Annotated in this window: 23 protein-coding genes and 1 pseudogene; 11 read left to right on the top strand and 13 right to left on the bottom strand. The window is 42.3% G+C overall.

Annotated elements, in window-relative coordinates:
• Positions 1 to 274 precede the first annotated feature (274 nt).
• Positions 275 to 1,609: a DUF3644 domain-containing protein gene (locus FTW16_RS18795; protein WP_146492122.1), complete on the top strand. Its 1,335-nt coding sequence runs from the start codon at positions 275 to 277 to the stop codon at positions 1,607 to 1,609.
• A 95-nt stretch (positions 1,610 to 1,704) separates the two neighbouring features.
• Here the strand turns inward: FTW16_RS18795 and FTW16_RS18790 are convergent, their stop codons facing one another.
• The 5 genes from FTW16_RS18790 to FTW16_RS18770 form a co-directional block, all read right to left on the bottom strand.
• Entirely contained in the window at positions 1,705 to 2,604 is a 900-nt protein-coding gene (locus FTW16_RS18790) for a hypothetical protein (protein WP_146492121.1), read from the bottom strand.
• 465 nt (positions 2,605 to 3,069) lie between these two features.
• Positions 3,070 to 3,663 carry a hypothetical protein gene (locus tag FTW16_RS18785; RefSeq protein WP_146492120.1) on the bottom strand — a complete coding sequence of 198 codons (594 nt, stop codon included), beginning with the start codon at positions 3,661 to 3,663 and terminating at the stop codon, positions 3,070 to 3,072.
• A gap of 114 nt (positions 3,664 to 3,777) precedes the next feature.
• Positions 3,778 to 4,236: a hypothetical protein gene (locus FTW16_RS18780; protein WP_146492119.1), complete on the bottom strand. Its 459-nt coding sequence runs from the start codon at positions 4,234 to 4,236 to the stop codon at positions 3,778 to 3,780.
• 438 nt (positions 4,237 to 4,674) lie between these two features.
• Positions 4,675 to 5,802, bottom strand: a complete 1,128-nt coding sequence (locus FTW16_RS18775) for an HD domain-containing phosphohydrolase (protein WP_057622948.1) — start codon at positions 5,800 to 5,802, stop codon at positions 4,675 to 4,677.
• Positions 5,803 to 6,060: 258 nt separating this feature from the next.
• Complete coding sequence (locus FTW16_RS18770; protein WP_146492118.1) at positions 6,061 to 7,551, bottom strand: DUF4041 domain-containing protein; 1,491 nt, start codon at positions 7,549 to 7,551, stop codon at positions 6,061 to 6,063.
• Between the two features lie 545 nt (positions 7,552 to 8,096).
• Here FTW16_RS18770 and FTW16_RS18765 point away from each other — a divergent pair.
• Both FTW16_RS18765 and FTW16_RS18760 read left to right on the top strand, forming a co-directional pair.
• Entirely contained in the window at positions 8,097 to 8,987 is an 891-nt protein-coding gene (locus FTW16_RS18765) for a hypothetical protein (protein ID WP_065113530.1), read from the top strand.
• The gene (locus tag FTW16_RS18760) at positions 8,977 to 9,459 is read left to right on the top strand and encodes a hypothetical protein (RefSeq protein WP_081276363.1); all 483 of its coding nucleotides are present in this window, start codon (positions 8,977 to 8,979) and stop codon (positions 9,457 to 9,459) included. The genes FTW16_RS18765 and FTW16_RS18760 overlap by 11 nt, the downstream gene beginning before the upstream one ends.
• Positions 9,460 to 9,486: 27 nt before the next feature.
• On the opposite strand, the gene FTW16_RS18755 is transcribed toward FTW16_RS18760, so the two are convergent.
• Positions 9,487 to 9,696 (bottom strand): DUF3892 domain-containing protein, encoded by a 210-nt coding sequence (locus FTW16_RS18755; protein WP_136977997.1) that lies wholly within the window; start codon positions 9,694 to 9,696, stop codon positions 9,487 to 9,489.
• A 659-nt stretch (positions 9,697 to 10,355) separates the two neighbouring features.
• The gene (locus FTW16_RS24850) at positions 10,356 to 10,661 is read right to left on the bottom strand and encodes a hypothetical protein (protein WP_261383486.1); all 306 of its coding nucleotides are present in this window, start codon (positions 10,659 to 10,661) and stop codon (positions 10,356 to 10,358) included.
• A gap of 394 nt (positions 10,662 to 11,055) precedes the next feature.
• Here FTW16_RS24850 and FTW16_RS18745 point away from each other — a divergent pair.
• A pseudogene (locus tag FTW16_RS18745) lies at positions 11,056 to 11,193 on the top strand (thioredoxin-dependent thiol peroxidase); the annotation flags it as partial.
• Between the two features lie 124 nt (positions 11,194 to 11,317).
• On the opposite strand, the gene FTW16_RS18740 reads toward FTW16_RS18745, so the two are convergent.
• Together FTW16_RS18740 and FTW16_RS18735 are read right to left on the bottom strand one after the other, a co-directional pair.
• The gene (locus FTW16_RS18740; RefSeq protein WP_146492117.1) at positions 11,318 to 12,394 is read right to left on the bottom strand and encodes an AI-2E family transporter; all 1,077 of its coding nucleotides are present in this window, start codon (positions 12,392 to 12,394) and stop codon (positions 11,318 to 11,320) included.
• Positions 12,387 to 12,626: a sulfurtransferase TusA family protein gene (locus FTW16_RS18735; RefSeq protein ID WP_004738640.1), complete on the bottom strand. Its 240-nt coding sequence runs from the start codon at positions 12,624 to 12,626 to the stop codon at positions 12,387 to 12,389. The genes FTW16_RS18740 and FTW16_RS18735 overlap by 8 nt, the downstream gene beginning before the upstream one ends.
• Before the next feature lie 178 nt (positions 12,627 to 12,804).
• Between FTW16_RS18735 and FTW16_RS18730 the strand changes: the two genes are divergently transcribed.
• From FTW16_RS18730 to FTW16_RS18715, 4 genes are all read left to right on the top strand, one after another.
• A complete protein-coding gene (locus FTW16_RS18730) occupies positions 12,805 to 14,259 on the top strand; it encodes a tetratricopeptide repeat protein (RefSeq protein WP_146492116.1) in 1,455 nt (484 codons plus the stop codon).
• A 119-nt stretch (positions 14,260 to 14,378) separates the two neighbouring features.
• Positions 14,379 to 14,729: an arsenate reductase (glutaredoxin) gene (arsC, locus tag FTW16_RS18725; RefSeq protein WP_061018581.1), complete on the top strand. Its 351-nt coding sequence runs from the start codon at positions 14,379 to 14,381 to the stop codon at positions 14,727 to 14,729.
• A 6-nt stretch (positions 14,730 to 14,735) separates the two neighbouring features.
• Complete coding sequence (gene wrbA, locus FTW16_RS18720) at positions 14,736 to 15,329, top strand: NAD(P)H:quinone oxidoreductase (RefSeq protein WP_146492115.1); 594 nt, start codon at positions 14,736 to 14,738, stop codon at positions 15,327 to 15,329.
• A complete protein-coding gene (locus FTW16_RS18715) occupies positions 15,326 to 15,763 on the top strand; it encodes a DUF2069 domain-containing protein (RefSeq protein WP_146492114.1) in 438 nt (145 codons plus the stop codon). The genes wrbA and FTW16_RS18715 overlap by 4 nt, the downstream gene beginning before the upstream one ends.
• Before the next feature lie 110 nt (positions 15,764 to 15,873).
• Here the strand turns inward: FTW16_RS18715 and FTW16_RS18710 are convergent, their stop codons facing one another.
• On the bottom strand, positions 15,874 to 17,130 hold the full coding sequence (locus tag FTW16_RS18710; RefSeq protein ID WP_146492113.1) for a DUF2066 domain-containing protein: 1,257 nt from the start codon (positions 17,128 to 17,130) through the stop codon (positions 15,874 to 15,876).
• Between the two features lie 277 nt (positions 17,131 to 17,407).
• Here FTW16_RS18710 and FTW16_RS18705 point away from each other — a divergent pair, with 277 nt between their 5' ends.
• Complete coding sequence (locus tag FTW16_RS18705) at positions 17,408 to 18,646, top strand: uracil-xanthine permease family protein (protein ID WP_146492112.1); 1,239 nt, start codon at positions 17,408 to 17,410, stop codon at positions 18,644 to 18,646.
• Between the two features lie 141 nt (positions 18,647 to 18,787).
• Here FTW16_RS18705 and upp read toward each other — a convergent pair whose 3' ends face one another.
• Complete coding sequence (gene upp, locus FTW16_RS18700) at positions 18,788 to 19,414, bottom strand: uracil phosphoribosyltransferase (protein ID WP_017060716.1); 627 nt, start codon at positions 19,412 to 19,414, stop codon at positions 18,788 to 18,790.
• 169 nt (positions 19,415 to 19,583) lie between these two features.
• Here upp and purM point away from each other — a divergent pair, with 169 nt between their 5' ends.
• Positions 19,584 to 20,624 (top strand): phosphoribosylformylglycinamidine cyclo-ligase, encoded by a 1,041-nt coding sequence (purM, locus tag FTW16_RS18695; RefSeq protein ID WP_102464690.1) that lies wholly within the window; start codon positions 19,584 to 19,586, stop codon positions 20,622 to 20,624.
• A 292-nt stretch (positions 20,625 to 20,916) separates the two neighbouring features.
• Positions 20,917 to 21,591 (top strand): phosphoribosylglycinamide formyltransferase, encoded by a 675-nt coding sequence (gene purN, locus FTW16_RS18690; protein WP_146492111.1) that lies wholly within the window; start codon positions 20,917 to 20,919, stop codon positions 21,589 to 21,591.
• Between the two features lie 125 nt (positions 21,592 to 21,716).
• Here purN and FTW16_RS18685 read toward each other — a convergent pair whose 3' ends face one another.
• Positions 21,717 to 22,562 (bottom strand): class II glutamine amidotransferase, encoded by an 846-nt coding sequence (locus FTW16_RS18685; protein ID WP_146492110.1) that lies wholly within the window; start codon positions 22,560 to 22,562, stop codon positions 21,717 to 21,719.
• A 67-nt stretch (positions 22,563 to 22,629) separates the two neighbouring features.
• Complete coding sequence (gene lpcA, locus FTW16_RS18680) at positions 22,630 to 23,205, bottom strand: D-sedoheptulose 7-phosphate isomerase (RefSeq protein ID WP_146492109.1); 576 nt, start codon at positions 23,203 to 23,205, stop codon at positions 22,630 to 22,632.
• Positions 23,206 to 23,417: the final 212 nt, after the last annotated feature.

The raw sequence follows: 23,417 nt of genomic DNA, 5'->3' as shown, positions 1-23,417 counted from the left end.
ATAAAGGCATTGACAATCTGTCACAGCCCTTCACGCCTTTCGCGTAAAGCACTAATAACATAATATTTTTTTACAAATTGATCAATGTCGCTTTGCATTTTATTCCTCAGAAAGAACGTGGGTAGAAACCTCTAGGAGTGATATGTTTTGGAAGATCTTGTCTGACGCTGATGCTACTTACTAAAAAATCCCATTTTTTGATTCTTCTCTCTGAATTGCTCATTATTATTCAATAAGATGCACTTAATCATTCCTTTACATCTTTGAGTGCAAAATGGCTAAAACTGATATGCAACTATTGCTCTACCAATTCTTACAGAAGCATCAAACTGAGAACTCTACTTTCACCAAAGAAGAACTTATTGAGCAAGTAGGTTGGAAGCCAAGTACATTCAAGTCTTACTTCGGGAAGGGGCAAATCACTCAATTCCTAGCAGAAACCGAAACTAATACATACGAAGCAATAAATGTATTAGACGTTAGTTTCATCGAGTTCAAAAAGCGTTTATCTCAAAGTAAACACTACCAAGAGCTAGGTCATAAATGTAAATCTAACTTAGCAAAAGCGCTTCTCAAGAAGTCCAAAGATAATATGATGCTAGCACTAGAGCTTTATAACAGACCATCACTTGAAAATAAGTTAGATGGATTTGTAATGATGTACTCAACAGCATGGGAACAGTTACTTAAAGCAATTATCATTGAACGCGACGGTGAGGAATCAATATTTGAGAAATCGAATAAGCAAGGAGTTAAGAAAACAATTTCTTTACGTCAGTGTCTGGATAAGTTATTCAAAGAAAACGACAATGTAAGAAAAAACGTCTCTCGTATAGCTGATTGGCGTGATGGTGCGGTTCATTTACTTATGCCAGAGCTTCAAGGGTTAGCTTCTCGAATATTTCAATCAGGTGTTCTCAATTACTCTTCCAAATTTCACGAATTTGCAGAGATACCATTTATGCAGTCTCAGCATGCTGGCATGATATCACTCGTTGGTGATTTCAAGATGCCACCAATAGCCATGTTAAGCTCACTATATGGCAAAGCTGCGGAAGACATTCTTGAATTAGCTCAAACGGTACAAGATGAAATTGAGCAAGAAGATGATATTGAGTTTGCAATACCTATTAACGTATCACTTGTTTACGCTCGAAACGAAAAAGATAGTCAGATAATACTTGCTGCTGCTAATGGTAAAACTCAAGACTTGGAGCAATTGAGAAAAGCTCTTATTGTTGAAAAACAAGTAGATCCAGAGAAAACTCATACGTTTACTCAAAAGACTGCTATTGATGCTATGAATAAGATTCTTCACGCTAACTATGATTTAGCAAAGCTAGAGAAATGTTTAGTCGCTAGGGATAAGAAAGGAAAGCCAGCAATAAATAATCATTGCTTTCAAGCGGCGCTAAAGAAGCTAAATTGGAAAGCAACGTCAAACAAACATCATCACTACCAAAAGATTTCAAATACACATATTTACTCGCAAGAAGCTATTGATGAGCTAGTTAGACATATAACATCAAAGGATGACTTTATTAAGCAGGTGAAGTCTCAATCTTCAAAGAAAAAGCAGGTGAAGGCTCAATCTTCAAAGAAAAAGTAGTTGTATCTAAGTCGCTTTTGTCCCGAAACGAGCCCGAAACTTGGTAGTTATTACTGAAAAAAGGAGGATAATATCCTCCCTCGTTCTAAACAACCTTAAATCACCACCAAATTATCTATTACGCGCTCAAATAACCAATTATGATGGTGTTCATTAAAATCCGTGATGAACTGCCCTTGATTAACACTAATTAAGCGCTGAGCGTTGCTCTCTTCAACGCTTTCTTTTATGAAGTCACCATAAGCTTTCATATTGTACTTGCCGACAATGGAGTGGTAAGCCAAATGAATTGTACGCTCGTCACAAAAGGTCAAGTAAGCCTTGCGTCCACGACGACAAACAAAGATCCACTTCTTGAAGCTACGCCCGACATATCCCGCGATAACCTCATCATCAGAACGAAGATTGTCAACGAAATCAATTGAACTGAGAACTTGAGCCTCGTTGATTGAGATTTGCGTCAACTCAGCTATTTTGTCCCACTCCTTTGCTTTATAAATAGACTTAGAGTAGGTTTCATAAGCTTCATTATTCACCGATGTAAACTCATGCCAATGAGGGAGCAGCGACTTAACACCCTTCGCCTTAATCACAGTTACAGTTAAGAGCGGGGTTTGTTGAAAAACCTGCGTATATAGACGTTTCGTGCAGTAAAACAGGCGATCGCCAGAACCCAGATAAACAAGCGTTCGGATCATCGAGAGAACTTCGCTTTCTCTCGGAGAGCGATTGATCGACATCGAGTGCTTATCAAACAACTCTATATGCCCATCACTGTATTCAATGAGGTAAGCCAGCTCTTGCTCTTGTGGCGAACCCTCAGGGTTGGCATGAACAGCAATTGTAAAGGCTTGGACATGAGAGTCGTTATCAAAGTTTGCCTTGATAGAGCGTACGATCTCAGTTTGATTTGTACTAGTAGAACCGTATGATTCATGGCGTACGATAGTACAATTGGCGCGAGGTAGCACTTCCTCTGGAGCTAGAATAGTCATTTAGTATTTCCTCTTAAGTTCCCTACAGAACCTCAAAAAAATTGTGTATTGGCAAAACCCTGAGATACTCAGAACTTCGCCTAGTGGCACGATGACACCGCCATCGCTCACTAATTAGACTATTGGTTTATTTCATATTCTGCAATACTCGTTTATAGAAAACTCATTGCATTTATCGTACTACTGTCCCAAAGCGAGCAAAATCAATGACCGTGGGCTAAACCGTTAAGTCGCTTCTGTCCCAAAGCATGGCGGCATAACACGTCTCTGGACAGAAATGAGTTTCGGGAAATTGAACATTAGCAATCTATGAATAACTAAAAGTATGGGAAACGCCTTAAAATAGGATCCAATATTGATAGTGTAGACGAGGAAGCACAATTTACTTATAGAAGCATCGAGCTTGTTCAACAATCGGGATTAAGCTCTGGCTGCGCAGAGTTTAACCTTTATTTGTTAATTGACTTACAGCATCTGGTTTAGATGAAACATTGGTAGAAAACCTCGAACTTTACCGACCAAGTCTTTATGCAGGCTACTTTGCAGCCGCTCAACTTCAGTTGCCTTCCAGCAAATAACATAGATACCAGGAAGTTTTTTAAGATTAAAATCTCCTTTTTTCCTCCATTCTCGCTCGAACGTCCAGTCAACTGAGCCATATTCATAACGAACATGACGCCACTTTTCAGAGTTTGGTATCCATTTAGCTTCGCTGTCAGGTAGATAGATAACTGGTCTAGCATCTCCCCCGAAGGCTGCGTGTTTACTAATGGCAATGCCGTAGTACCGATAACGAAATTCTTCGTTTTCTAGGTCATTGGAAGCAAAGTGTTTAAGTGACGACAAAGGTGTTTCCGAAAAACAAACCGCTGGGTTATTGCCTTTGATAAAACCTGATTTTGTACTTCCTAATATTTCACCATCATTTAAAATCTCGCATAGAACATCTAAGGCAGAATACTTTTTGTCCAGCCCCTTTCCATCTTGTAGTCTTCGACCTGTTCTTTCTTTTGTAAGATGAACAAGTGCATTGGTGATATCACCTCTATTTTCGATCATACGTCCTACCATTTTGCCGCGTTGCGAACGCTACCTTGAAAAACATCGTGTTGCTTCAAATTGAAAATGCCAAGCATTGAGAATCCCGCTTAAACGCTTTGTTGAGGATCGTGCTCAAGAATAGCTGTTCATTTCTTTTTTGTGCCTGTACGAAGAAGCTCTTAAACTAACTATTGGATTGACGTAGCAACTGTTTTTAAAGTGATTCATTGCGTAGTTTATTATGTCGTTGCGAAATTGAATTTTTGAGTCGAACAATTCAAAGCGCCTTTGGTGCTTCCACATGCCTTTTTCGTAGCAATTGTACTGCTCTTCTGTAACTTTTTTCTCACCGATATAATATTCACCACTATCCATGATTAGTGGTTCATTATATTTGTTATCTAATAGCCAACGATCTGCTTCACACTGGTGTATCGAGTCTCTAATAGTCTGAGTTAATACGTATTTTTCAATAAATTTGGTTATAAGCAAGTCACGCAGAATGAGCAACAACGGTGCTACTAGATATAAGACCACACCTGAACCAGATACTTTCAAGATTGTGCCCCATGAGATATCAAAGGTTTCCATAAATTTCCTCACTAAAAGAAGAGCATAACACTTTTTATACAGCGAAAAGCCGTGATTTACTGACTTATTATGTGGTCTTTCGTTTGGCTGTTCAATATAAAAACAACAGGTTACAGAAATGAAAGAGGATTAAATAGGTATATGAAGAGCTAATTTTCATGATGCTATATGCGCTTTAATTTCGGATAACTTTCAGTAGGGCAAATTCGCATTAATAAGATGTGAATGAGTAAAAGTCCTAACGCGAAAAGGGGCATTTTCGAGCTAGAAAATGCCACGGGTAAAAATTCAACCTGTGAAGGCTTTGGACAAAAATAATTTAGGGCAATTACTTAAATTGAGTATGTTCGAATTACCTTTTTTATGGCAAACCATACAATTAGAAACAAGCTAACTTGGAGCTTGGCTAAAGATTACTACTACATTTGTGCCACATTTTTATTGTAAATTCACAGGTGTATACAACCCACCTAAAGTCTCATCTTGTTTGTAGCAAGTAAGGAAAGCGTCTACTACACAGGGGTCGTATAGTTTATTTCGGCCTTGTTCTAAGGTATTGATAGCTTTCTTCGCTCCGACAGCCTTCCTATATGGTCTATCATTTGCCATAGCATCGAAGGTATCTGCAACAGCTATAATCCGAGCCTCAAGTAAAATTTCATTCCCTTTGATTCCGTTTGGGTAGCCCGAGCCATCCAACCTTTCATGGTGCTGTTCGATCATTTCGACGATTGGCCAAGGAAAAATTACTTCATGAAAAATCTTTGCTCCCACTTCTGAATGACTTTGGAGTAACTTGTACTCTGCTGGCATGAGCTTCCCAGGCTTACTTAAGATTTGAGACGGGATCGTAATTTTCCCGATGTCGTGAACCAAAGCTCCAATGACTAGTCCCTCTTTCACAGAGTCTTCTAGTGAAAGTTTATCAGCTATAAGGTCGCATATATGAGCGACATTGCGTTGGTGAGAGGAAGTGTATTCATCACGAATTTCAAGCGCACGAGATATTGCGCCTAGCATATTAGTCATAATCGCGATGGAGGTAGAAGAATCAAATTCTAGCTTGTTGTTAGCTAATCCAGATTCGATCTTACTTACCTTTGTTTGTACCTGAGGCCAGATGTCATTGATCATACTGTAAAAATAACTTACGAAGTCATGACTGTATGGTGCGTTGTTGTTGCCTATACCGATGACTGCAACTACGTCATTCTTTTGTATTACGGGAAGACTGAAGTGATGAGTTAGTTTTATGTGGTCTTTCGGTAAAGAGTCATCTATGGAATAGTTTGCATCATAGTGGTTGTGTATTACGGGCTTTTTAGTTCTTATACTATCTGCCCATATTCCTGCAGATGATAGTGGATAGTGGGTTACGTAGCTGCAATGGCAATGTTCCAAAACAGAGGTTGACCAAACATTTAATGCGATTTCTTCGTTAGTATGAGAATAGAAGTGGAAATATCCGATATCGCTCTTAGCTTCTTGTACAAAAAAATCAATGAGATCTCGATAGAAGTCATGACTCGTTAAATATTTCTTTCTTGTAAGAAAATCTATACTCATAGAGCTTTCAGTCCGTTAAAATTGATATTGACTTTAAGTCTAGTTCTTTTTCGCGTATTTCATCTGACATTAGCAGAATTTAGGCTGGCTAAGAAAGTACATGTTCTGGCTGAAACTAATATTGGGGCAGATCTGTACTAACTGAATTAGCTAGCTGGAAGATGGGAAATGGGCTTAAAAAAATCTAGCCCAGATTAAATCTGACAGGCACCGAGTCAAAAATGGGTAACTGTCAGATCAGGTCTGAATTAGTACACTTTAAATGCTCTCAGCAAATTCAGGTTGCTTCGTCTTAGTTAAATCGGTGATAGCACCAAGCTCGATTGCTTCTTTCAACTCAGCTTGCTTGCGCATTGCTTTAGTTTCATTGAAGTCCTGTGCTACAGCAGTTTCGATGAACTCAGCATCATCAATATCGAAGTTTTTAACAGCTTTCTTGATGTCAGATAGATCCACTTGGAAAAACTCTTTACGCCTATTCACCATGTTCAGACGGTCATTATCGAATACGCGATGCAACTCTTTCTCAAGAGAAGGTGCGTCAGTGGTGTGAATCATGGCGTGGACATCAAAACTGAATGGTACTGAAGCGTCACCCAACTCCTTGACCCGATCCATTGGTTCGAGTCGACGGGTCATACCAATCTTATAAACGTTTTCTCCAAACGAGCCAATATTACTAATAACATAAACGTGACCTTGCTTGGTTTGCTCTGCCATACTCTGTGCACGTTGATGCTTTTGCTCTGCGGCTTCAAGATCAGACTGTAGCTGTGCGATCTGTTCTTCCAGTTTACAACGGGCTTCGTCATTCGCTGACTCGAGCTGTTTTCTAGCGGTCACAAGAGCTTTAGAAAAGCGTGCTTCTTCTTTGATGGCTTCTTGTTCCGCTTTCTTGATCTCAGCTTCAATCTTCGCTTCTTCACGCATTTGAGCCTTAATTTCAGCCTGTTCTTCTTTCTCTGTTTGTTTCTTCTCTTTGTGCTCGTGAGTCAGGCGAAGTTCCTCAATTTTCAATTGCAAATACTTATTTGAAATGACAATCGTGTTGGACTCATTCAGCTTATTAATTGCTTCAAAGGCTTTATTAATTCGCGCTTCCATCTTGACGACATTTTTCCATGTACAGTTGGCGATGGCTGCTTCACATTCGTTGTTGAATGCGCGAGCTGTGAGCCTAATGCCTCGGTCAGTCATCTTCTTACCTTCGACTTTTGAGTTACCTACCGTCCACTCAGTGGTGCAGTAAATCGCTCCAGAGGTATCCTTCAGGCGAAGAAGGTCTTTTTGACGCTCTTTGCACTCGCGGACTTTCTCTTTAAATTGCTCCGCAGTGTCAAAGTCAAAGTGTGGTTCGTAGAAGCCTAGCTCTAGCAACTCAACGTCATCGTCATAAATGCCTATTTTATGGATGAGTGAGTCATATATGCCTTTCTTTTCTTTGTAACTCGACTTGAGTTGCTCAATATCATTTGTGACCTCAAGAAAAACTGCATTGGCTTCGTCTTGGCGCAATTTGGAAGCTTGATCTCGAACCTCAATCTCTTTATCCAAGTTGATGATGCCAGAATATTGCATCTCATAGTCAGCAAGTGCTTGAGAAGCCTTTTTGGTTTCCTGTTTGGAATCTTCCAGTTCTCGTTTTGTAGATTTAAGTCGAGCAATAAAGATAAAAAGCACTACAGCTAGTAGTGCAGAAATCACTAGAAATAGTAGCGGGGGTAAATTTACGAATGCTGATTGAGGCATTATCACTCCTGATTAAAAATTTCAGGTGTAGTTTAACAGAATAATTCGGAGGTATTATGCCATTGTATTTTTTAAGGTTATTAAAATAAAAGGAAGACAATAGGGTCACATCTTGCGTTTTGCCACGCATTACTTTTAGTATGTCAAAATTAGCTGCCGATCTGGAACGTATTTAGAAGCGAAACAAACTTTGGGGCAGGTCTTAGCTAGCAGGCACTTTGAGAGAAAAGTGCCACATGTAGAATTTCAGCTCTATGAAGCCGCTGGACAGTAGTGTGTTAGTTAAATTGCTAATTTAGCTAACCATGGATTAGCTCGGGTATGGCAGCCCACATTAGCAAAAGGCAAGACCTGCCCCTCGTAGTACTATTAAGCATCTTAAGAGTAACGACTAGCTTCTGATAGCCAGACGACTGGCTTTCTATACATGACCAACATCACTAACTCACTATTTTCATTACTATTAACTCGACAGGTTGTATCTATAGCCGTACAGGCTGCACTATAATAACCATCCTTGTGTGGATAGTTTCCGAGATTTTATAATGCAGATGTATACGCTTAGGGTTTCACTTGCTCCTCAAGACCCTGAATTATTTAAAAGAGAAAATAAATGCAAAGATGTACGGTCATTTGAAAGGGCTCTATTACACGCAGCAACTCACCCACAGAACGCCAACCTAGCATCTAGTGATGCCAAGTACTCACTAAAGGTGCTCGTCAAGCCTGATAATAAAGGGGTGATGGGAGGGATGGTTTCTAAAGCAAAGAAACTGCACGGTCACGATGCTGAGTTCAATGAGTATGATGTTGATGACTTCCCACCTTTAGTATGGTTCTGGGACTTATCAGAACAAGTTATCTTGGTTGAACGAAAGACAAGTGTATTTAGTAGTGCGATGGTTGCAGCAAAAGCATTTCAGAAAATCACTAATAATATAGAACTTGCCGAAGTTGGATTAAGAGCAGAGATAGAGCCAATCCTAGACGATGGTGTGAATGAGTTCTGGTCTGAATATGATAACTTTGAATTTGTTGAACGTATTGAGCTTGAATTAATACCACCGAACCTGTTCGGAGATACTGAGAAATCAATGAAGAAAGCTTTGAATAATGTATCTGAACAGACCAACGCTAATAAAATGAAAACTGTCCTTGAGAACACTGACGGTAAGCTTAAGTTGTCTAGTGATGGCTGGGTTGGAAATGCTGTTCGTTGGATTAAGAAAGGCGGTGGCAGTTGGAAGATGTGGGGCAAGCGTTCAGCAAAGAGCAGCTCAACAAATGTATCCAGTAATAAATCAGCAAAGATTACCGTCATAGAAGGTGAACTAACTGAGGCTCAGTTCATTGGTTATGATAGCCATGACCTAGCCCATCTACTCAGTCATTTAAGACCTAAATATACATATAAAGATAATAACGATGAAGATTAAACAGCTTGCTATATTACTTGTGATATTTGCTCTCTGCTTAACTGTATCTACTGATAATAAAGATGCATACGAGCTAATTGAAGGCTCTACATCAGGGATCATTGGTGCAATTCTTGGAGGGATTACAGCAGGTATATCTGTAATATTCGGCATACTAAGTACAATGAAAGATAAAATACCAGCAATATCAAAGAACTTTGCTGCTTTTTGTGTCTTCATGGATAACCTAAAGTCAGACGTAATAGTGCTAGTATGGTGTCTAGTACTCTCCCTTTTGTTGCCGTACTTTAGGGTTGTTGGGATACCTATATTTCAATACCCTGCTCATGAACTACTTCCTACAAGAGGACAGTTCTATACAGCAGCAGAGTTATCAACAATCGTGATATCAGTCTCAGCCATTGTTGAAGTTATCTCAGTAATGTTCAATATTTTTAAAATGTCGATTACACCTAATAGTGATAATGATTGATTGGCCTCCTTGCCAATATTAACACTATTACTTATCTACGTTATTACCTTTACTTAAGTCAGGCTTTGCACGAACGTACTCTACACCTTCACGGGTGTAGATGCTGTGGTTCTCGTGCTTACCTTGCTTAACTTCACGTACCATCTTAGGGCGTGAAACTTCACCTCTTCCATGTACTGTGTAGCTTTGGTTTTCACCATTCTTACCGTCTTGATTACCACGAATATTTTTAGCCATACTTTCTCCACATATTGATTTAACCAGATGCAACGCTACAGAACGAACCCTCGAACTAAGTTATCTTCATAGACAACACTATGCAATATGTGGTCTATATAATCGCATTTCAATAGCTGTATGAAAATTAATCAGTCTAAAACAAAATGGAGAGCATACCTCTCAGCAGTTCTATTCGTCCCCGAATCCTAGTTTCCCCCATAGGGACTGGCTACAACCTCATGAGCTGCACGAAAGCATCAAGTAATAAATCAAGGAAGGGAGTGGCTACCTTATACGTAGTCTTTGCGTTACGAGCAACAACAGGGGCAGGTCTTGCTTTTTGCCATTCATTACTTTTTGTATATCAAAAATCGAAGATTGCCTGAAACTCACTTCGACGCTGAAACACACTTTGGGGCACAAACGTTTTAGAGTCGTAGCACTAAGGCGCTCTTGTCCCAATGAGTGCTATCACCGTAGAGGTCAAGCACGTCTCTGGACAATTCTGAGCTAGCTCTTCTGAAGATCGAGAGCCATAGTCGATTGATATAGTGGCACGGAATAACACTGGAAGATACTGCTGAACTGCTCTTGATTATCGAGCACAAAAGTAACTCGAATATGGTCTGCATTGTATGTGGTGAGGATTGATCGTAGCCAGATAGCCAGAAAACCATTTAGAAGCGCCTCGCAATTGATAAACCAGATCCACGTTGGCTTGTCACTTCGGATGATATCCATGATTTGCGACTTGTTTCTGTAATCTTCACTGCAAGTGAGAGAAGGTCGATGTAGATCGTTTGAACCCCTAATCCATTGTTGATGCGATTGTATGTATTCTGGAGGTCTTCTCCACAGTCATTGGTGAAAGTATGAAATCTCATCATACCCAACTCCCAATACCCATTTATTAGGCGCTCATGCGGGCCAACAGGCCACTTATCCAAATTAGGGACGATAGATTGTGGGGTTGTATTCTTCATTCATCCTCACTTTACATAACCCTGTCTTTTCAGCTCATGTATAGCATTATGAGTTACCAGCAAAACGCAGTAAACCACTCGATAACAAAGTTTGGGGCGGAAACGCTTTAGGGTAGTAGCACTAAGTAGCTCTTGTCCCAAAGTGATTTTGGGATAAGTGTATGAGTTGTTATCACCAAGCGATTCTGTCGTAATAACAATCCCTCCCTAAATTTTTTATGACAAATTTCCGCTTGGCAAAGCCTCAAAGAAAGCCCGATTTACAAAAAATTATGACAACTGCTATAATTAGGGTTTGAAAAGAGAATTTATTCACCTAACCCACTGTTAAAGATATATTTTGTTAGAAAACGTCAAAATTTAGGTCTCAGAATATTTCCAAGGGTGTGTTCCCATGGGCAAGGTTTACGATGGCCTGCACCGCATTAGCTTTCTAATTGACGAAGAAGGTCAGATTGAGCACGTCTTCAACAAGTTCAAGACTAAGACTCACCACGAAGTGGTTCTAGATTACTTCAATCAAGAAGCTTAAAGGCGATTTGAGTGAGTTAATGCCTTAGATTCATCACTCTCTAAGCCAAGAGCAACACTCATTAAGCTAAGCGAAAAAAGGCCGAACATCATGAATGTTCGGCCTTTTTCTATAACAAGTTCAATTACTTTTGATGTTCAGGGTCATCGTCTAATGCGTGACTCGGTAAGGCATTCCAAACCGCCTTAACTAGCGTTGCCAACGGGATAGCAAAGAACACCCCCCAGAATCCCCACAGTCCACCAAACACTAACACAGCAACAATAATAGCCACAGGGTGCAGGTTCACCGCTTCAGAGAAAAGAACCGGAACGAGCACGTTGCCATCTAGCGCTTGAATAATACCGTAAGCGAGAAGCAACCAGTAAAACTGAGGTTCTAATCCCCACTGGAACAGACCAACAATCGCCACCGGAACAGTCACAGCTGCCGCACCGATATAAGGAATCAATACCGAGAAGCCAACCGCTACAGCCAACAATACTGAATAACGCAGATCCAGAATCGCGAAAGTTACATAGCTGACACCACCAACGATTAAAATCTCTAAGACCTTACCGCGAATGTAATTCGATATTTGCTGGTTCATCTCAACCCATACTTTGGTCGCCAAACGACGGTTTCGAGGAAGAACACCACTCGCCATGCTAATCATCTCTTCTTTATCTTTTAGTAAGAAGAAGATCAGCAGCGGTACTAGAATCAAGTAAACTGCAAGCGTAGCCAAGCTAACGAGAGAAGCTAAAGAGCCCTTCACCACACTTTCACCAAAGCCTAGAGCTTTATTTTTCGCGTTAGACACAATAGATTCAACAATTTGTAAGTTTGCTAGCTCAGGATAGCGTTCAGGTATCGTCGCAATGAACTTCTGTAAGCCGCCATACATACTTGGAATATCATTGATTAGGTTGCCTACTTGCTCCCAAATGGTTGGCACCAAACCAAATATCGCCAATAGCATCACGCTAAAGAACATTAAGATCACCAACATCACCGACGGCGTTCTTGGAACACCCAATCGTTGAAGTTGAGTCACAGGCCACTCAAGCAAGTAAGCCAACACAATCGCAACCAATAACGGTGCGATCAAGTGACCAAAGAAATAGATGGTAATAAAGCCGAATAGAATGATGGCAACCAAACTGACAGCGTGTGGATCAGAGAAACGTCGTTTATACCAACGACTGACCATTTCAAGCATCTGACTGCGATTCCTTTTTAGTGACGAGGAGATGATGGTAATTAGAACAAACCTCTGTCATGACAACATAAGCTTGCTTAGACAAAAAAGTAACAATATCTTTCATCGAACTGTTATCTGATACATAAATTGACAAAGATTGGCCTACTTCTAACTTTACACTGTGACGCTTGGCTAATAATAACGCCATTGGGCAGCGCTCTTGGCGTAAATCTAGAATATTAGGTGTCATTCTTGGGCTCGATGCTTATTATAAGGGGCGTATTGTAATCTGTTTTTAAAAACGTGCCATCATTGATTCATCTTCCTTCAGGATAGCGCACGCACTTAACAAAGGTTAAATTAGATAAAGAACCAATTTGCATTGCCCTTGTCCTACTGTCAGAAGAAACGGAGTATTACTGACTAATATGTTTAAACGCGCTCGTTCAATTGCTTGCTTATGCATCGCAGCCACATTAAGCACCCCAACGTTGGCGAACACCAATAGCTTGGATTTACCGGACATCGGCACCGCTGCTGGCGGCACGCTCACTATCGATCAAGAACTTATCTATGGTGATGCCTACATGCGTATCATCAGAAGCAGCCAACCTATCGTAAACGACCCTGTTCTAAATCAGTATATTGATACGCTTGGCCACCGCCTTGTCGCAAACGCGAATGATGTAAAGACACCTTTTCAGTTCTTTATGATCCGTGACCGCAACATTAACGCCTTTGCTTTCTTTGGTGGTTATGTTGCTTTGCACTCAGGTCTATTCCTGCATGCACAGTCTGAAAGTGAGCTGGCTTCTGTATTAGCGCACGAAATCGCGCACGTTACTCAGCGTCACTTGGCACGTAGTATGGAAGATCAAGCTCGCCGCTCTCCTGTAACCATCGCAGCACTTGCTGCTTCTGTATTACTGGCAATTGCTGCACCAGAAGCGGGGATCGCAGCCCTAACTGCGACTACTGCGGGCAACATGCAAAGCCAAATCAACTACACGCGTAGCAATGAAAAAGAAGCTGACCGTTTTGGTATCAACACGCTTGCAAAAGCAGGATTCGATGTGAATGCTATGCCACGTTTCTTTGGCCGTTTGGCTGATGAATACCGCTATGCAAGCACACCACCACCAATGTTATTGACTCACCCATTACCAGAAGACCGAATCACAGATTCACGCGCACGTGCTCGCAGCTATCCGCCTCTGAAGCTGGCTCCATCACTGGATTACCATCTAGCAAGAGCCCGTATTGTCGCGCGCTATGCTGGCATTAATAATGATGCAGCTCTTGACTGGTTTGAGCGTAAGTTGAAGAAAGCCCCTAAAGCTATGGTTCCGTCATTAGAATATGGCCAAGCACTGGTTTACCTAGATTCTAAAAAATTAGACAAAGCAGAGCCAATTCTGAACAAGCTGATTAACAGCGACCCAACCAACCTGTTTTATCTAGACGCTATTTCGGACCTACACATCGAGAGGAAGCAGCCTGAGATTGCGATTAAAGAACTTAAATCGGCACTGGTTCGCCAGCCAAACAACCCGGTTCTGACCATTAACTACGCCAATGCCCTGATTGAAAATGAAGATCTACAAGAAGCCGTTCGCGTATTGCAACGTTACACGCACGATAATCCGAACGACACCAATGGCTGGCACCTACTTTCAAAAGTAAATACGAGCCTTGGTAATAGCGACGAAGAACTAGCTGCTCGTGCAGAAATTTTGGCACTACAAGCCAACTGGAACAAAGCGATTCAGTACTACACGCAAGCAAGTCAAATCGCTGAGCTTGGTAGCCTAAAACAAGCACGCTACGACGCACGAATTGATCAACTCATGATTCAGAGAGAACGCTTCTTGTCGCTACAATAATATGTTACTGGTAACGCTCGTTGCCAGTATAAAAAAAGCTCAACGTTACGAAAAAAAGAAGTCACCTCTGGTGGCTTCAGCTAAACAATTAAATCAAAAAATAATAATGAGGAAGAACCATGTCTGTCGTGATTTATCATAATCCACGCTGCTCAAAGAGCCGTCAAACTCTAGAAGTGCTTCAGGAAAACGGCGTACAGCCAGAGGTAATCAAATACCTAGAAAATCCTTTGACGGTTGAACAGCTGAAAGTACTGTTCACTCAGCTTGGGTTTGAGAGTGTTCGCGACATGATGCGCACCAAAGAAGCGGATTACAAAGAAGCAAACCTTGGTGATGCTTCGGTTACTGATGAAGATCTATTTTCAGCAATGGCAACAAACCCAAAACTGTTTGAACGCCCTGTGGTTGTTGCGAACAACAAAGCAAAAATTGGTCGCCCACCAGAGCAAGTGCTAGAGATTCTGTAATCCAATATGAGCATTAACATTCTTGTTCTTTATTACAGTCGCCACGGCAACACACAAGCTTTAGCAAGACAGATTGCACGAGGGGTGGAGTCCATCCCTGAGTGTGAAGCTATGCTGAGAACAGTGAACGACGTGTACACGGTAGAAGAGCAGCCCGATTCGCGTCATCAACCAACAGATCCTATCGCCTCGTTACAAGAACTTCGATCTTGTGATGGTTTGGCGCTAGGCAGCCCAGTTTGGTTTGGCAATATGGCCGGGCCGATGAAGCACTTTTGGGATAGCACGACATCACTGTGGATCAATGGCGATCTTATCGATAAGCCAGCTTGTGTATTTACTTCTTCTTCATCACTGCATGGTGGTCAAGAAACGACACAACAAAGCATGATGTTACCCCTGCTGCATCACGGCATGTTAATCGTGGGCATCCCCTACTCAGAACCTGCGCTGCACACCACTCAAACTGGTGGTACGCCTTATGGTGCAAGCAGTACTGGAGAGAGCGCTTCATTGAGCAAAGAAGAGGTTGAGTTGGCGCAAAATCTAGGCAAACGCCTTGCACGTATCGCACTAAACCAGAAGGGAATTTCTCAATGATGTATATGCCAGAGAAGGCTATGTCTCCCAAAACCAAGTTATTTCGCTACCTTGCTTTAGCGGGTAACTTGTCGCTTTTATTCTGGGTGGTGGCTTGGCAGATGACACTTTCGCCGCACCCTCACCTGAGTAATGTAACGCTTGCGATTGCTTGGGCTATACCACTGTTACTGCCATTACCGGGGATTTTAGCAGGTAAGCCTTATACGCATGCTTGGGCTAATTTCGTCTTAATGCTCTACTTCCTACACGCATTAACTATCTTGTATGTAGACGGTGGTGAGCGCTTACTAGCTGCGGTTGAACTGCTTCTGACTACTCTAGGGTTCGCGGGCAATATCTTATTTACTCGCTTTCGTGCCAAAGAATTAGGCATCAAACTTAAGCGCCTTTCTGAAGTAGAAAAGAAAGAGAAAGCTAAGTTCGAGCGATAATATTGATTTGATGCTTTCAAACTGACCGCTTACAAAAAAAAGCCCTGCGAGAAACCTCTTGCAGGGCTTTTTGTACTTTTATTTCAATCACTTATGTCAGCTAATAATTATTAACGAACCCACTCGTAGACTAAGCTTGGCTTAGCATGTACTGGCGCAGTAATGGTTAGATCTTCTGTGTTAGATTCCTCTAACGTTGCGTCAGACGTGTTGGTTAGCTCAGCATCCACAGATACCTCGTTGCCCTTACTCACTTGTACGCCTGAGTCAGCTTCGTCACCAGCTACTTCAGCAGCACCTGTTAAATCATCACCAACAGACATGGTGTTGTCTTGAGTTTCAAATTCAGGGCTCACTTCAGGTTCAATGTAAGATTCTTCAACCTTCGCAACTTGGCGAATGCTTTCCACTTCTTGCTCAAACTCTTGTTGAGTCGACAATAAGTGAATTCGGAAAGTCACTTCATTGTTCTGAATCTTCAGAATATCTAGGCTTGCAACCGAGTTTAGACGCTTAAGTGCGTTCTCCAACTGGAAGAAGTCTTGAGCATTATTCAAGCTAATAAACTGCGTCAAAATCGATTCTGATGACTCACTTGCTACCGTCACAGCACTTTTGCCTGCATAGTAGTTGCTGATTTGGTCAACTAACTTCTTGGAAGTTGTTGCGCTGTTGCCCGAGACCGAACCACTCACTGGCGATTTTGGTGTGCTCGTCAATTGACTTGGCTTTTGATCGTATAGAGTCCAACGTAGACCTGAAGATTGAGCCTTTATCACCAACACAGCATCAACAGGGTAACGCTGACTTGCTTTACTGATTGGCGTAACAAAGCTGCCCCACAAATCAGAAGTCGCAATACCTGTAATATCGTCAAAATCACCAACAGGCAGCGTCAAAGGCAAACCTCGCTCTTTTGCGTTCGCTTGTAAGCCAGCGGCCAACTGTGAGTTAGAGTGTTCCCACACGATGTTCTTATCGTAGTTGTCCTCTTCCACCAGCCAAACAAGGATGTTTGAGCGCGTGTCAGGCCAGTACGGTAACTGCGCTTGAGTCAACAGAGAGCGGATTTGAGCACCGTTAAAACGCATGCGCAATGTTGATTGATCGTTGCTTTCGCCAAAACTCATTTGAGACATGTACTGCGCACTCTTGCGCATCGCCTTTTGAATTGTCTCATTCGAAGCGACATCAGTTTGGCCAGTCGCACGTATCAATACCTGCTCCATACCTGTATTTCTTGCCACTTGTTCTGGCTGTTTGTCTTCAGCGTTAATCGCAACTTCAGCACTAAAGATATCTACTTGAGTTAAGGCGTAACTCGGAGAGGCTAATAGTCCCATCAACAACAATGCTATATAGCGCATACTGATCCTAATATTCAAATCTTGTGCCTAGATGATAAGCAACTATGGATTGAGGGGCAAGGTCGATAACACCCACTCTGTTTAATAACCACAAAATATCACCTGGCCATGATAAATCGCTCACTTATAGGCTGAATTTCCGAGCCTTGATAAATATAAAACATCACTAAGATAAATAAATTTGATCTATTTGGTGCGGCAATCGATTGCTAAGTGATAGAATCCTGCGAATTTTATTTTTCACTTTTCATATAACGACCATTTTTAAGGACATAACATGAAGAATGCTCTGCAAGGTGCACAAATGCTGTTCGTAGCTTTTGGTGCGCTTGTACTCGTGCCGCTACTGACTGGACTCGATCCTAACGTTGCACTCTTTGGCGCAGGTATCGGTACCCTTTTATTCCAACTTATTACACGCCGTTCAGTGCCAATCTTCTTAGCGTCTTCTTTTGCATTCATCGCGCCTATCATGTTTGGTATTCAAACTTGGGGTGTAGGTGCAACCATGGGCGGTCTTATGGCGGCAGGTGTTGTGTATGTATTAATGGGTGCGTTGATTAAAGTACGTGGCGTAGCCTTCATCCACAAGTTACTTCCACCTGTGGTCGTTGGCCCTGTAATCATGGTTATCGGTCTAGGCCTTGCGCCTGTGGCGGTAAACATGGCGCTAGGTAAAACAGGTGATGGCGCAGTTCAACTTGTTGATGCAGACGCAGCACTGTGGATCTCTTCGATTTCACTGTTAGTGACAATTGTCATCAGTGTGTTCTCTAAAGGCTTCCTTAAGCTACTACCAATCTTCGGTGGTATTGTTGCGGGATACATAACAAGCCTGGTTTATGGCGCAGTCGACTTCGCACCTGTTGCACAAGCGTCGTGGTTGGCACTGCCAAACTTCACTATGCCTGAATTCAACATCAACGCTATCTTCTTCATGGTGTTTGTCGCGATTGCACCAGCCGTTGAGCACGTAGGTGACATGCTTGCGATTTCCAACGTGACGGGTAAAGACTACCTTAAGAAGCCAGGCCTGCACCGCACAATCACAGGCGACGGCGTGGCAACGATTGCTGCATCGATGCTGGGCGCTCCACCAAACACAACCTATAGTGAAGTAACAGGCGCGGTAATGCTGACTAAAGCATTCAACCCGGTGATCATGACTTGGGCTGCGGTAACAGCCATTGTTCTTGCATTGGTTGGCAAGCTAGGCGCACTACTCCAAACAATTCCGGTTCCTGTGATGGGCGGCATCATGATTCTACTATTTGGTTCTATCGCAACCGTAGGCTTGAATACTCTAATTCAGAACAAAGTCGATCTACACAAATCACGTAACCTTGTGATTGTGGGCATTACGTTAGTCTTCGGTATTGGCGGCATGGCATTTGGCATCGGCGACTTTAGCCTACAAGGCGTAAGCTTATGCGGTATCGTCGCGATTCTACTTAACTTAGTACTTCCAGATGAGCTAGGTGACAACACTGTGGTAGATAAAGCTCAAATCGATTAATGAATAGGTAACCGTAGATTCAAAAGAATCACAAACCAACAAGATCAAAAAAGGGAGAGCATTGAATGCTCTCCCTTTTTATTAATACGGCTAATTCAGCGAGTTAAGAAACGGTTTAGAGTCACTTAAGCTGAAACCGAATTACTTAGTACCGAAGATCTTATCACCAGCATCGCCAAGACCAGGAACAATGTAGCCCTTGTCATTTAGCTTCTCATCGATTGCAGCAGTGTAAAGCTCAACGTCTGGGTGCGCTTTTTCTAGAGCAGCGATACCTTCAGGAGCAGCAACAAGCACAAGAATCTTAAAGTGCTTACAACCTTTCTCTTTCATCAGGTCGATAGTCGCGATCATAGAACCACCTGTCGCAAGCATTGGATCTACGACTAGAGCAATACGCTCGTCGATGTTAGATGCAAGCTTGTTGAAGTATGGTACTGGCTCAAGCGTTTCTTCGTCACGGTAGATACCAACAACACTGATACGTGCACTTGGGATGTGCTCAAGAACGCCGTCCATCATGCCTAGACCAGCACGTAGGATTGGCACTACAGTTACTTTTTTACCTTTAATTTGGTCAACTTCAACTGGACCGTTCCAACCGTTAATCGTTACGCGCTCAGTTTCAAAGTCTGATGTCGCTTCGTATGTTAGAAGGCTACCCACTTCTGTCGCTAGCTCACGAAAACGCTTAGTGCTAATCTCACCTTCACGCATCAGGCCAATTTTATGTTTTACTAGCGGGTGTTTCACTTCAACAACTTTCATTTCCAACTCCGGCAATATTTAAACAAACCTGTAGATTATACACGAACTTTGTGGTTATTTCAGAATCTTTATTCTAATAAAAAAAACCGCGCAAACGTTTGCTCTTGGTAATCAAGCCCTGTTAGAATAGCGCCGTTTTCACATCCAACTTAAGTTCGAGGACTATCCCGTGAGTGGTAATACTTCTTCTCTAAGCTACAAAGACGCTGGTGTTGATATCGACGCAGGTAATGCACTAGTAGACCGTATTAAAGGTGCTGTTAAACGCACTCGTCGCCCTGAAGTAATGGGCGGTATTGGTGGCTTTGGCGCCCTATGTGAACTTCCAACGAAATACAAAGAGCCAGTACTTGTTTCAGGTACTGATGGTGTTGGTACTAAACTTCGCCTTGCTTTGGATCTGAAAAAACACGACACCATTGGTATCGATCTAGTGGCAATGTGTGTGAACGACCTAATCGTTCAAGGTGGTGAGCCGCTATTCTTCCTAGACTACTACGCAACAGGTAAGCTAGATGTAGATACAGCAGCAGACGTTGTTTCTGGTATCGCTGAAGGTTGTGTTCAAGCTGGTTGTGCACTAATCGGCGGTGAAACGGCTGAAATGCCAGGCATGTACGAAGGCGACGACTACGACGTAGCTGGCTTCTGTGTTGGTGTTGTAGAGAAAGCTGACATCATCGACGGTACTAAAGTAGCAGCAGGTGACGCACTTATCGCTGTTGGCTCAAGTGGTCCACACTCAAACGGTTACTCTTTAATTCGTAAAGTTCTAGAAGTTTCTGGTGCTGATAAGAGTGAAGAACTAGAAGGTCGCACTATCGGTGAGCACCTACTAGAACCCACTAAGATTTACATCAAATCGGCACTTAAGATGATTGCAGAGCATGACATTCATGCTATCTCGCACATCACAGGTGGTGGTTTCTGGGAAAACATCCCACGCGTACTTCCTGAAGGTACTAAAGCAGTCATTGATGGCAAGAGCTGGGAATGGCCTGCTATCTTCAACTGGCTACAAGAGAAAGGTAACGTGGAGACATTTGAAATGTACCGCACTTTCAACTGTGGTGTAGGCCTAGTTGTTGCTCTACCTAAAGATCAAGCAGACGCTGCTGTTGAACTACTGAAAACTGAAGGCGAAAACGCTTGGGTTATCGGTGAGATCGCAAACGCTGAAGCTGGCGAAGAGCAAGTTGAAATCAAATAAGTGATACGCGCACTTACTTAGTTAATCAATGAGGACCTAATGGTCCTCATTTTGCTATTTAGCCCGCAGAAAACCTTAGTTTATGTAGGTAATATAGATACCAATCGTAGTAAGTAACTGGTCATCCTAGCTTGTTAAAACGCTCGATCACGTCGTTAGAAATTTTGATTGTAGGATAACTACTTATCTAAAATCTCTGCCTTGTTCTCAAGCCTTTTTCCTGCGCTATTTATGAGCACTTACTTACTGTGATTGGTATAAACTCCAGTTAATCAATCGTATGACCCACTCTATGAAAAACAATCACTCAAATAAAACCAGTCACTCTAAGAAAAACATCGTTGTGTTAGTTTCAGGAAGCGGAAGTAATTTACAGGCAATTTTGGATGCCTGTGATAGCAATATGATTGATGCTTCAGTTAAGGCGGTCTTCTCGAACAAAACAGAGGCTTTTGGATTAGAACGAGCGAAAGCCGCAGGTGTTGACGCACATTCAGTGAATCCAAAAGACTTTGGTTCACGTGAAAAGTTTGACCATGAATTGATGATTCAGATCGATGCCTACCAACCCGATTTAATCGTACTAGCAGGATACATGCGTATCCTAAGTTCAGAGTTTGTTCGTCACTATGCGGGTAAAATGGTCAACATCCACCCTTCCCTGTTACCTAAATATCCAGGTCTACACACCCACCAGCGTGCTATTGATGCGCAAGACAAAGAACACGGTACTAGCGTCCACTTTGTTACCGAAGAACTTGATGGTGGCCCTGTGATCTTACAGGCTAAGGTTCCAGTATTTGAAGATGATGATGCTGATATGCTGGCAAGCCGAGTGCTTACTCAAGAACACTGCATTTACCCTATGGTCTGCAAATGGTTCGCGGAAGATCGTTTATCAATGCTAAATGGGCAGGCTGTCTTAGACGGTAAGGCATTGGGCAAACACGGTTACGCAGAAGAGTAATATCAGAGTGATCCGCTAAACAAACCGACAATCACTCAAATAGAAAACAAAAAGGCCGCTTACTGACTTATTAGTGCAGTAAGCGGCCTTTCAATGTTCTGGTTAAAGCAATATGATTTATAGCATTAACTTAATGGCTCTGTCGGTGCTTGGCTCGCGACCTTTTTCGGCGCATAAGCAACATCTTCCAACGCTTGATGGTTGTTACCAATCAGCTCACCAAAATGAAACAGTGCATATTCGCCCGGCTTCATTCTAAACCACTCTTCATTGTCAGTTAGAGGCTGAGTTGCCACCACCGTTACCACATCATTAGGCGTGGTCTCTTCTTGAAAGTTGATCTCAACATCTTCATCAATCAGACTCGCATTGCCAAAAGGCGCACGTCTTGTTATCCAGTACAAATGGTTAGTACAGTATGTCATCACATACTCACCATCACTGAGTAACATGTTAAAAACGCCTTTCTCTCTTAGCTGGTCACAACACTCAGCCACAAAGCGAAACATGCCTTCCATATCTTGAGGTGGTTCCGGAAAACGCTCTTCGAGTTGTTTGAGGAGCCAACAGAAAGAGAGCTCACTGTCTGTCTCACCAACCGGTCTGAAACGACCACTAACCAGATCGTCGTAATCTGTTAACTGACCATTATGAGCAAAGGTCCAGTATCGGCCCCACAGCTCACGGGTAAAAGGGTGTGTATTTTCTAGATTAACACCACCACGGTTCGCTTGACGGATATGACTGACAACGGCTTGGCTTTTAATTGGATAGTTTTGAACCAACTCAGCGATCTTAGATTCACAGCTAGGGTTAGGATCTTTAAATGTACGAAAACCCTTTCCTTCATAGAAGGTAATACCCCAGCCATCGCGATGCGGGCCAGTATTGCCTCCACGCTGCATAAGACCAGTAAAGCTAAAACAAATATCAGTTGGCACATTCGCGCTCATACCGAGCAATTCACACATGGTTTAATCTACTCCCTATTAAAACCAATAGAGCCACAAACCTAGGCTCTAAATATCTGTAAAATTATTATTCCATCTCTTTTTCGACAAGCTGAATCACAATATGAATGATCTTAATGTGAATCTCTTGGATACGGTCTGCGTAACCAAAATGTGGCACTCGGATTTCGATATCAGCACAACCAGCCATTTTACCGCCATCTTTACCCGTCAATGCAATCGTCTTCATGCCTTTAGCTTGAGCGGTTTCAATCGCTTTTAAAATATTGGCCGAGTTACCTGAAGTCGACAGACCGAACAACACATCACCTTTACGACCTACCGCTTCTACATAACGCGAAAATACGTGGTCGTAGCCAAAATCATTACTCACGCAAGACAGGTGGCTTGGGTCTGAAATCGCAATGCCAGCGTAACCTGGGCGGTTTTCACGGTATCGGCCAGTAAGCTCTTCCGCGAAGTGCATTGCATCACAGTGTGAACCACCGTTGCCACAAGAAAGCACTTTGCCCTCTTGCTTGAATGAATCAGCAATCAGTTTTGCCGCCGCTTCAATTTGAGCGATGTTATGGTCATCACTCAGGAACTTATTCAGAACGTCAGCAGCTTCGTTCAATTCACTTTTGATTAGGTCTTGGTACATAAGGCTTATCTCTTATATTTTTTTACGCAACTTAAAGTACGTGAAATGAGAGCTGAGGGTTTTCCCCTCTTTATATCTGAGTTTACCCACAAACATGAAATAGTGTCGACACTTAAGCCCAAAGATTGCCACCTTAATTAGGGTCTCACTGTAAATCCGTCCAAATATTCGCCACCAACCTCTCACAATTAGAACTTTAGCTCTATTGAGAT

The sequence above is a fragment of the Vibrio sp. T20 genome (assembly GCF_007858795.1).
In the GTDB taxonomy this organism is placed as follows: Bacteria; Pseudomonadota; Gammaproteobacteria; order Enterobacterales; family Vibrionaceae; genus Vibrio; species Vibrio satsumensis.
The sequence above is the reverse complement of the archived record's forward strand: the minus strand, read 5'-3'. Positions and strand labels throughout refer to the sequence as shown.

Coding starts and splice junctions, on each gene's coding strand:
- FTW16_RS18795 (WP_146492122.1), top strand. CDS start 275: ATGGCTAAAACTGATATGCAACTATTGCTCTACCAATTCTTACAGAAG.
- FTW16_RS18790 (WP_146492121.1), bottom strand. CDS start 2,604: ATGACTATTCTAGCTCCAGAGGAAGTGCTACCTCGCGCCAATTGTACT.
- FTW16_RS18785 (WP_146492120.1), bottom strand. CDS start 3,663: ATGATCGAAAATAGAGGTGATATCACCAATGCACTTGTTCATCTTACA.
- FTW16_RS18780 (WP_146492119.1), bottom strand. CDS start 4,236: ATGGAAACCTTTGATATCTCATGGGGCACAATCTTGAAAGTATCTGGT.
- FTW16_RS18775 (WP_057622948.1), bottom strand. CDS start 5,802: ATGAGTATAGATTTTCTTACAAGAAAGAAATATTTAACGAGTCATGAC.
- FTW16_RS18770 (WP_146492118.1), bottom strand. CDS start 7,551: ATGCCTCAATCAGCATTCGTAAATTTACCCCCGCTACTATTTCTAGTG.
- FTW16_RS18765 (WP_065113530.1), top strand. CDS start 8,097: ATGCAGATGTATACGCTTAGGGTTTCACTTGCTCCTCAAGACCCTGAA.
- FTW16_RS18760 (WP_081276363.1), top strand. CDS start 8,977: ATGAAGATTAAACAGCTTGCTATATTACTTGTGATATTTGCTCTCTGC.
- FTW16_RS18755 (WP_136977997.1), bottom strand. CDS start 9,696: ATGGCTAAAAATATTCGTGGTAATCAAGACGGTAAGAATGGTGAAAAC.
- FTW16_RS24850 (WP_261383486.1), bottom strand. CDS start 10,661: ATGAAGAATACAACCCCACAATCTATCGTCCCTAATTTGGATAAGTGG.
- FTW16_RS18740 (WP_146492117.1), bottom strand. CDS start 12,394: ATGCTTGAAATGGTCAGTCGTTGGTATAAACGACGTTTCTCTGATCCA.
- FTW16_RS18735 (WP_004738640.1), bottom strand. CDS start 12,626: ATGACACCTAATATTCTAGATTTACGCCAAGAGCGCTGCCCAATGGCG.
- FTW16_RS18730 (WP_146492116.1), top strand. CDS start 12,805: ATGTTTAAACGCGCTCGTTCAATTGCTTGCTTATGCATCGCAGCCACA.
- arsC (WP_061018581.1), top strand. CDS start 14,379: ATGTCTGTCGTGATTTATCATAATCCACGCTGCTCAAAGAGCCGTCAA.
- wrbA (WP_146492115.1), top strand. CDS start 14,736: ATGAGCATTAACATTCTTGTTCTTTATTACAGTCGCCACGGCAACACA.
- FTW16_RS18715 (WP_146492114.1), top strand. CDS start 15,326: ATGATGTATATGCCAGAGAAGGCTATGTCTCCCAAAACCAAGTTATTT.
- FTW16_RS18710 (WP_146492113.1), bottom strand. CDS start 17,130: ATGCGCTATATAGCATTGTTGTTGATGGGACTATTAGCCTCTCCGAGT.
- FTW16_RS18705 (WP_146492112.1), top strand. CDS start 17,408: ATGAAGAATGCTCTGCAAGGTGCACAAATGCTGTTCGTAGCTTTTGGT.
- upp (WP_017060716.1), bottom strand. CDS start 19,414: ATGAAAGTTGTTGAAGTGAAACACCCGCTAGTAAAACATAAAATTGGC.
- purN (WP_146492111.1), top strand. CDS start 20,917: ATGAAAAACAATCACTCAAATAAAACCAGTCACTCTAAGAAAAACATC.
- FTW16_RS18685 (WP_146492110.1), bottom strand. CDS start 22,562: ATGTGTGAATTGCTCGGTATGAGCGCGAATGTGCCAACTGATATTTGT.
- lpcA (WP_146492109.1), bottom strand. CDS start 23,205: ATGTACCAAGACCTAATCAAAAGTGAATTGAACGAAGCTGCTGACGTT.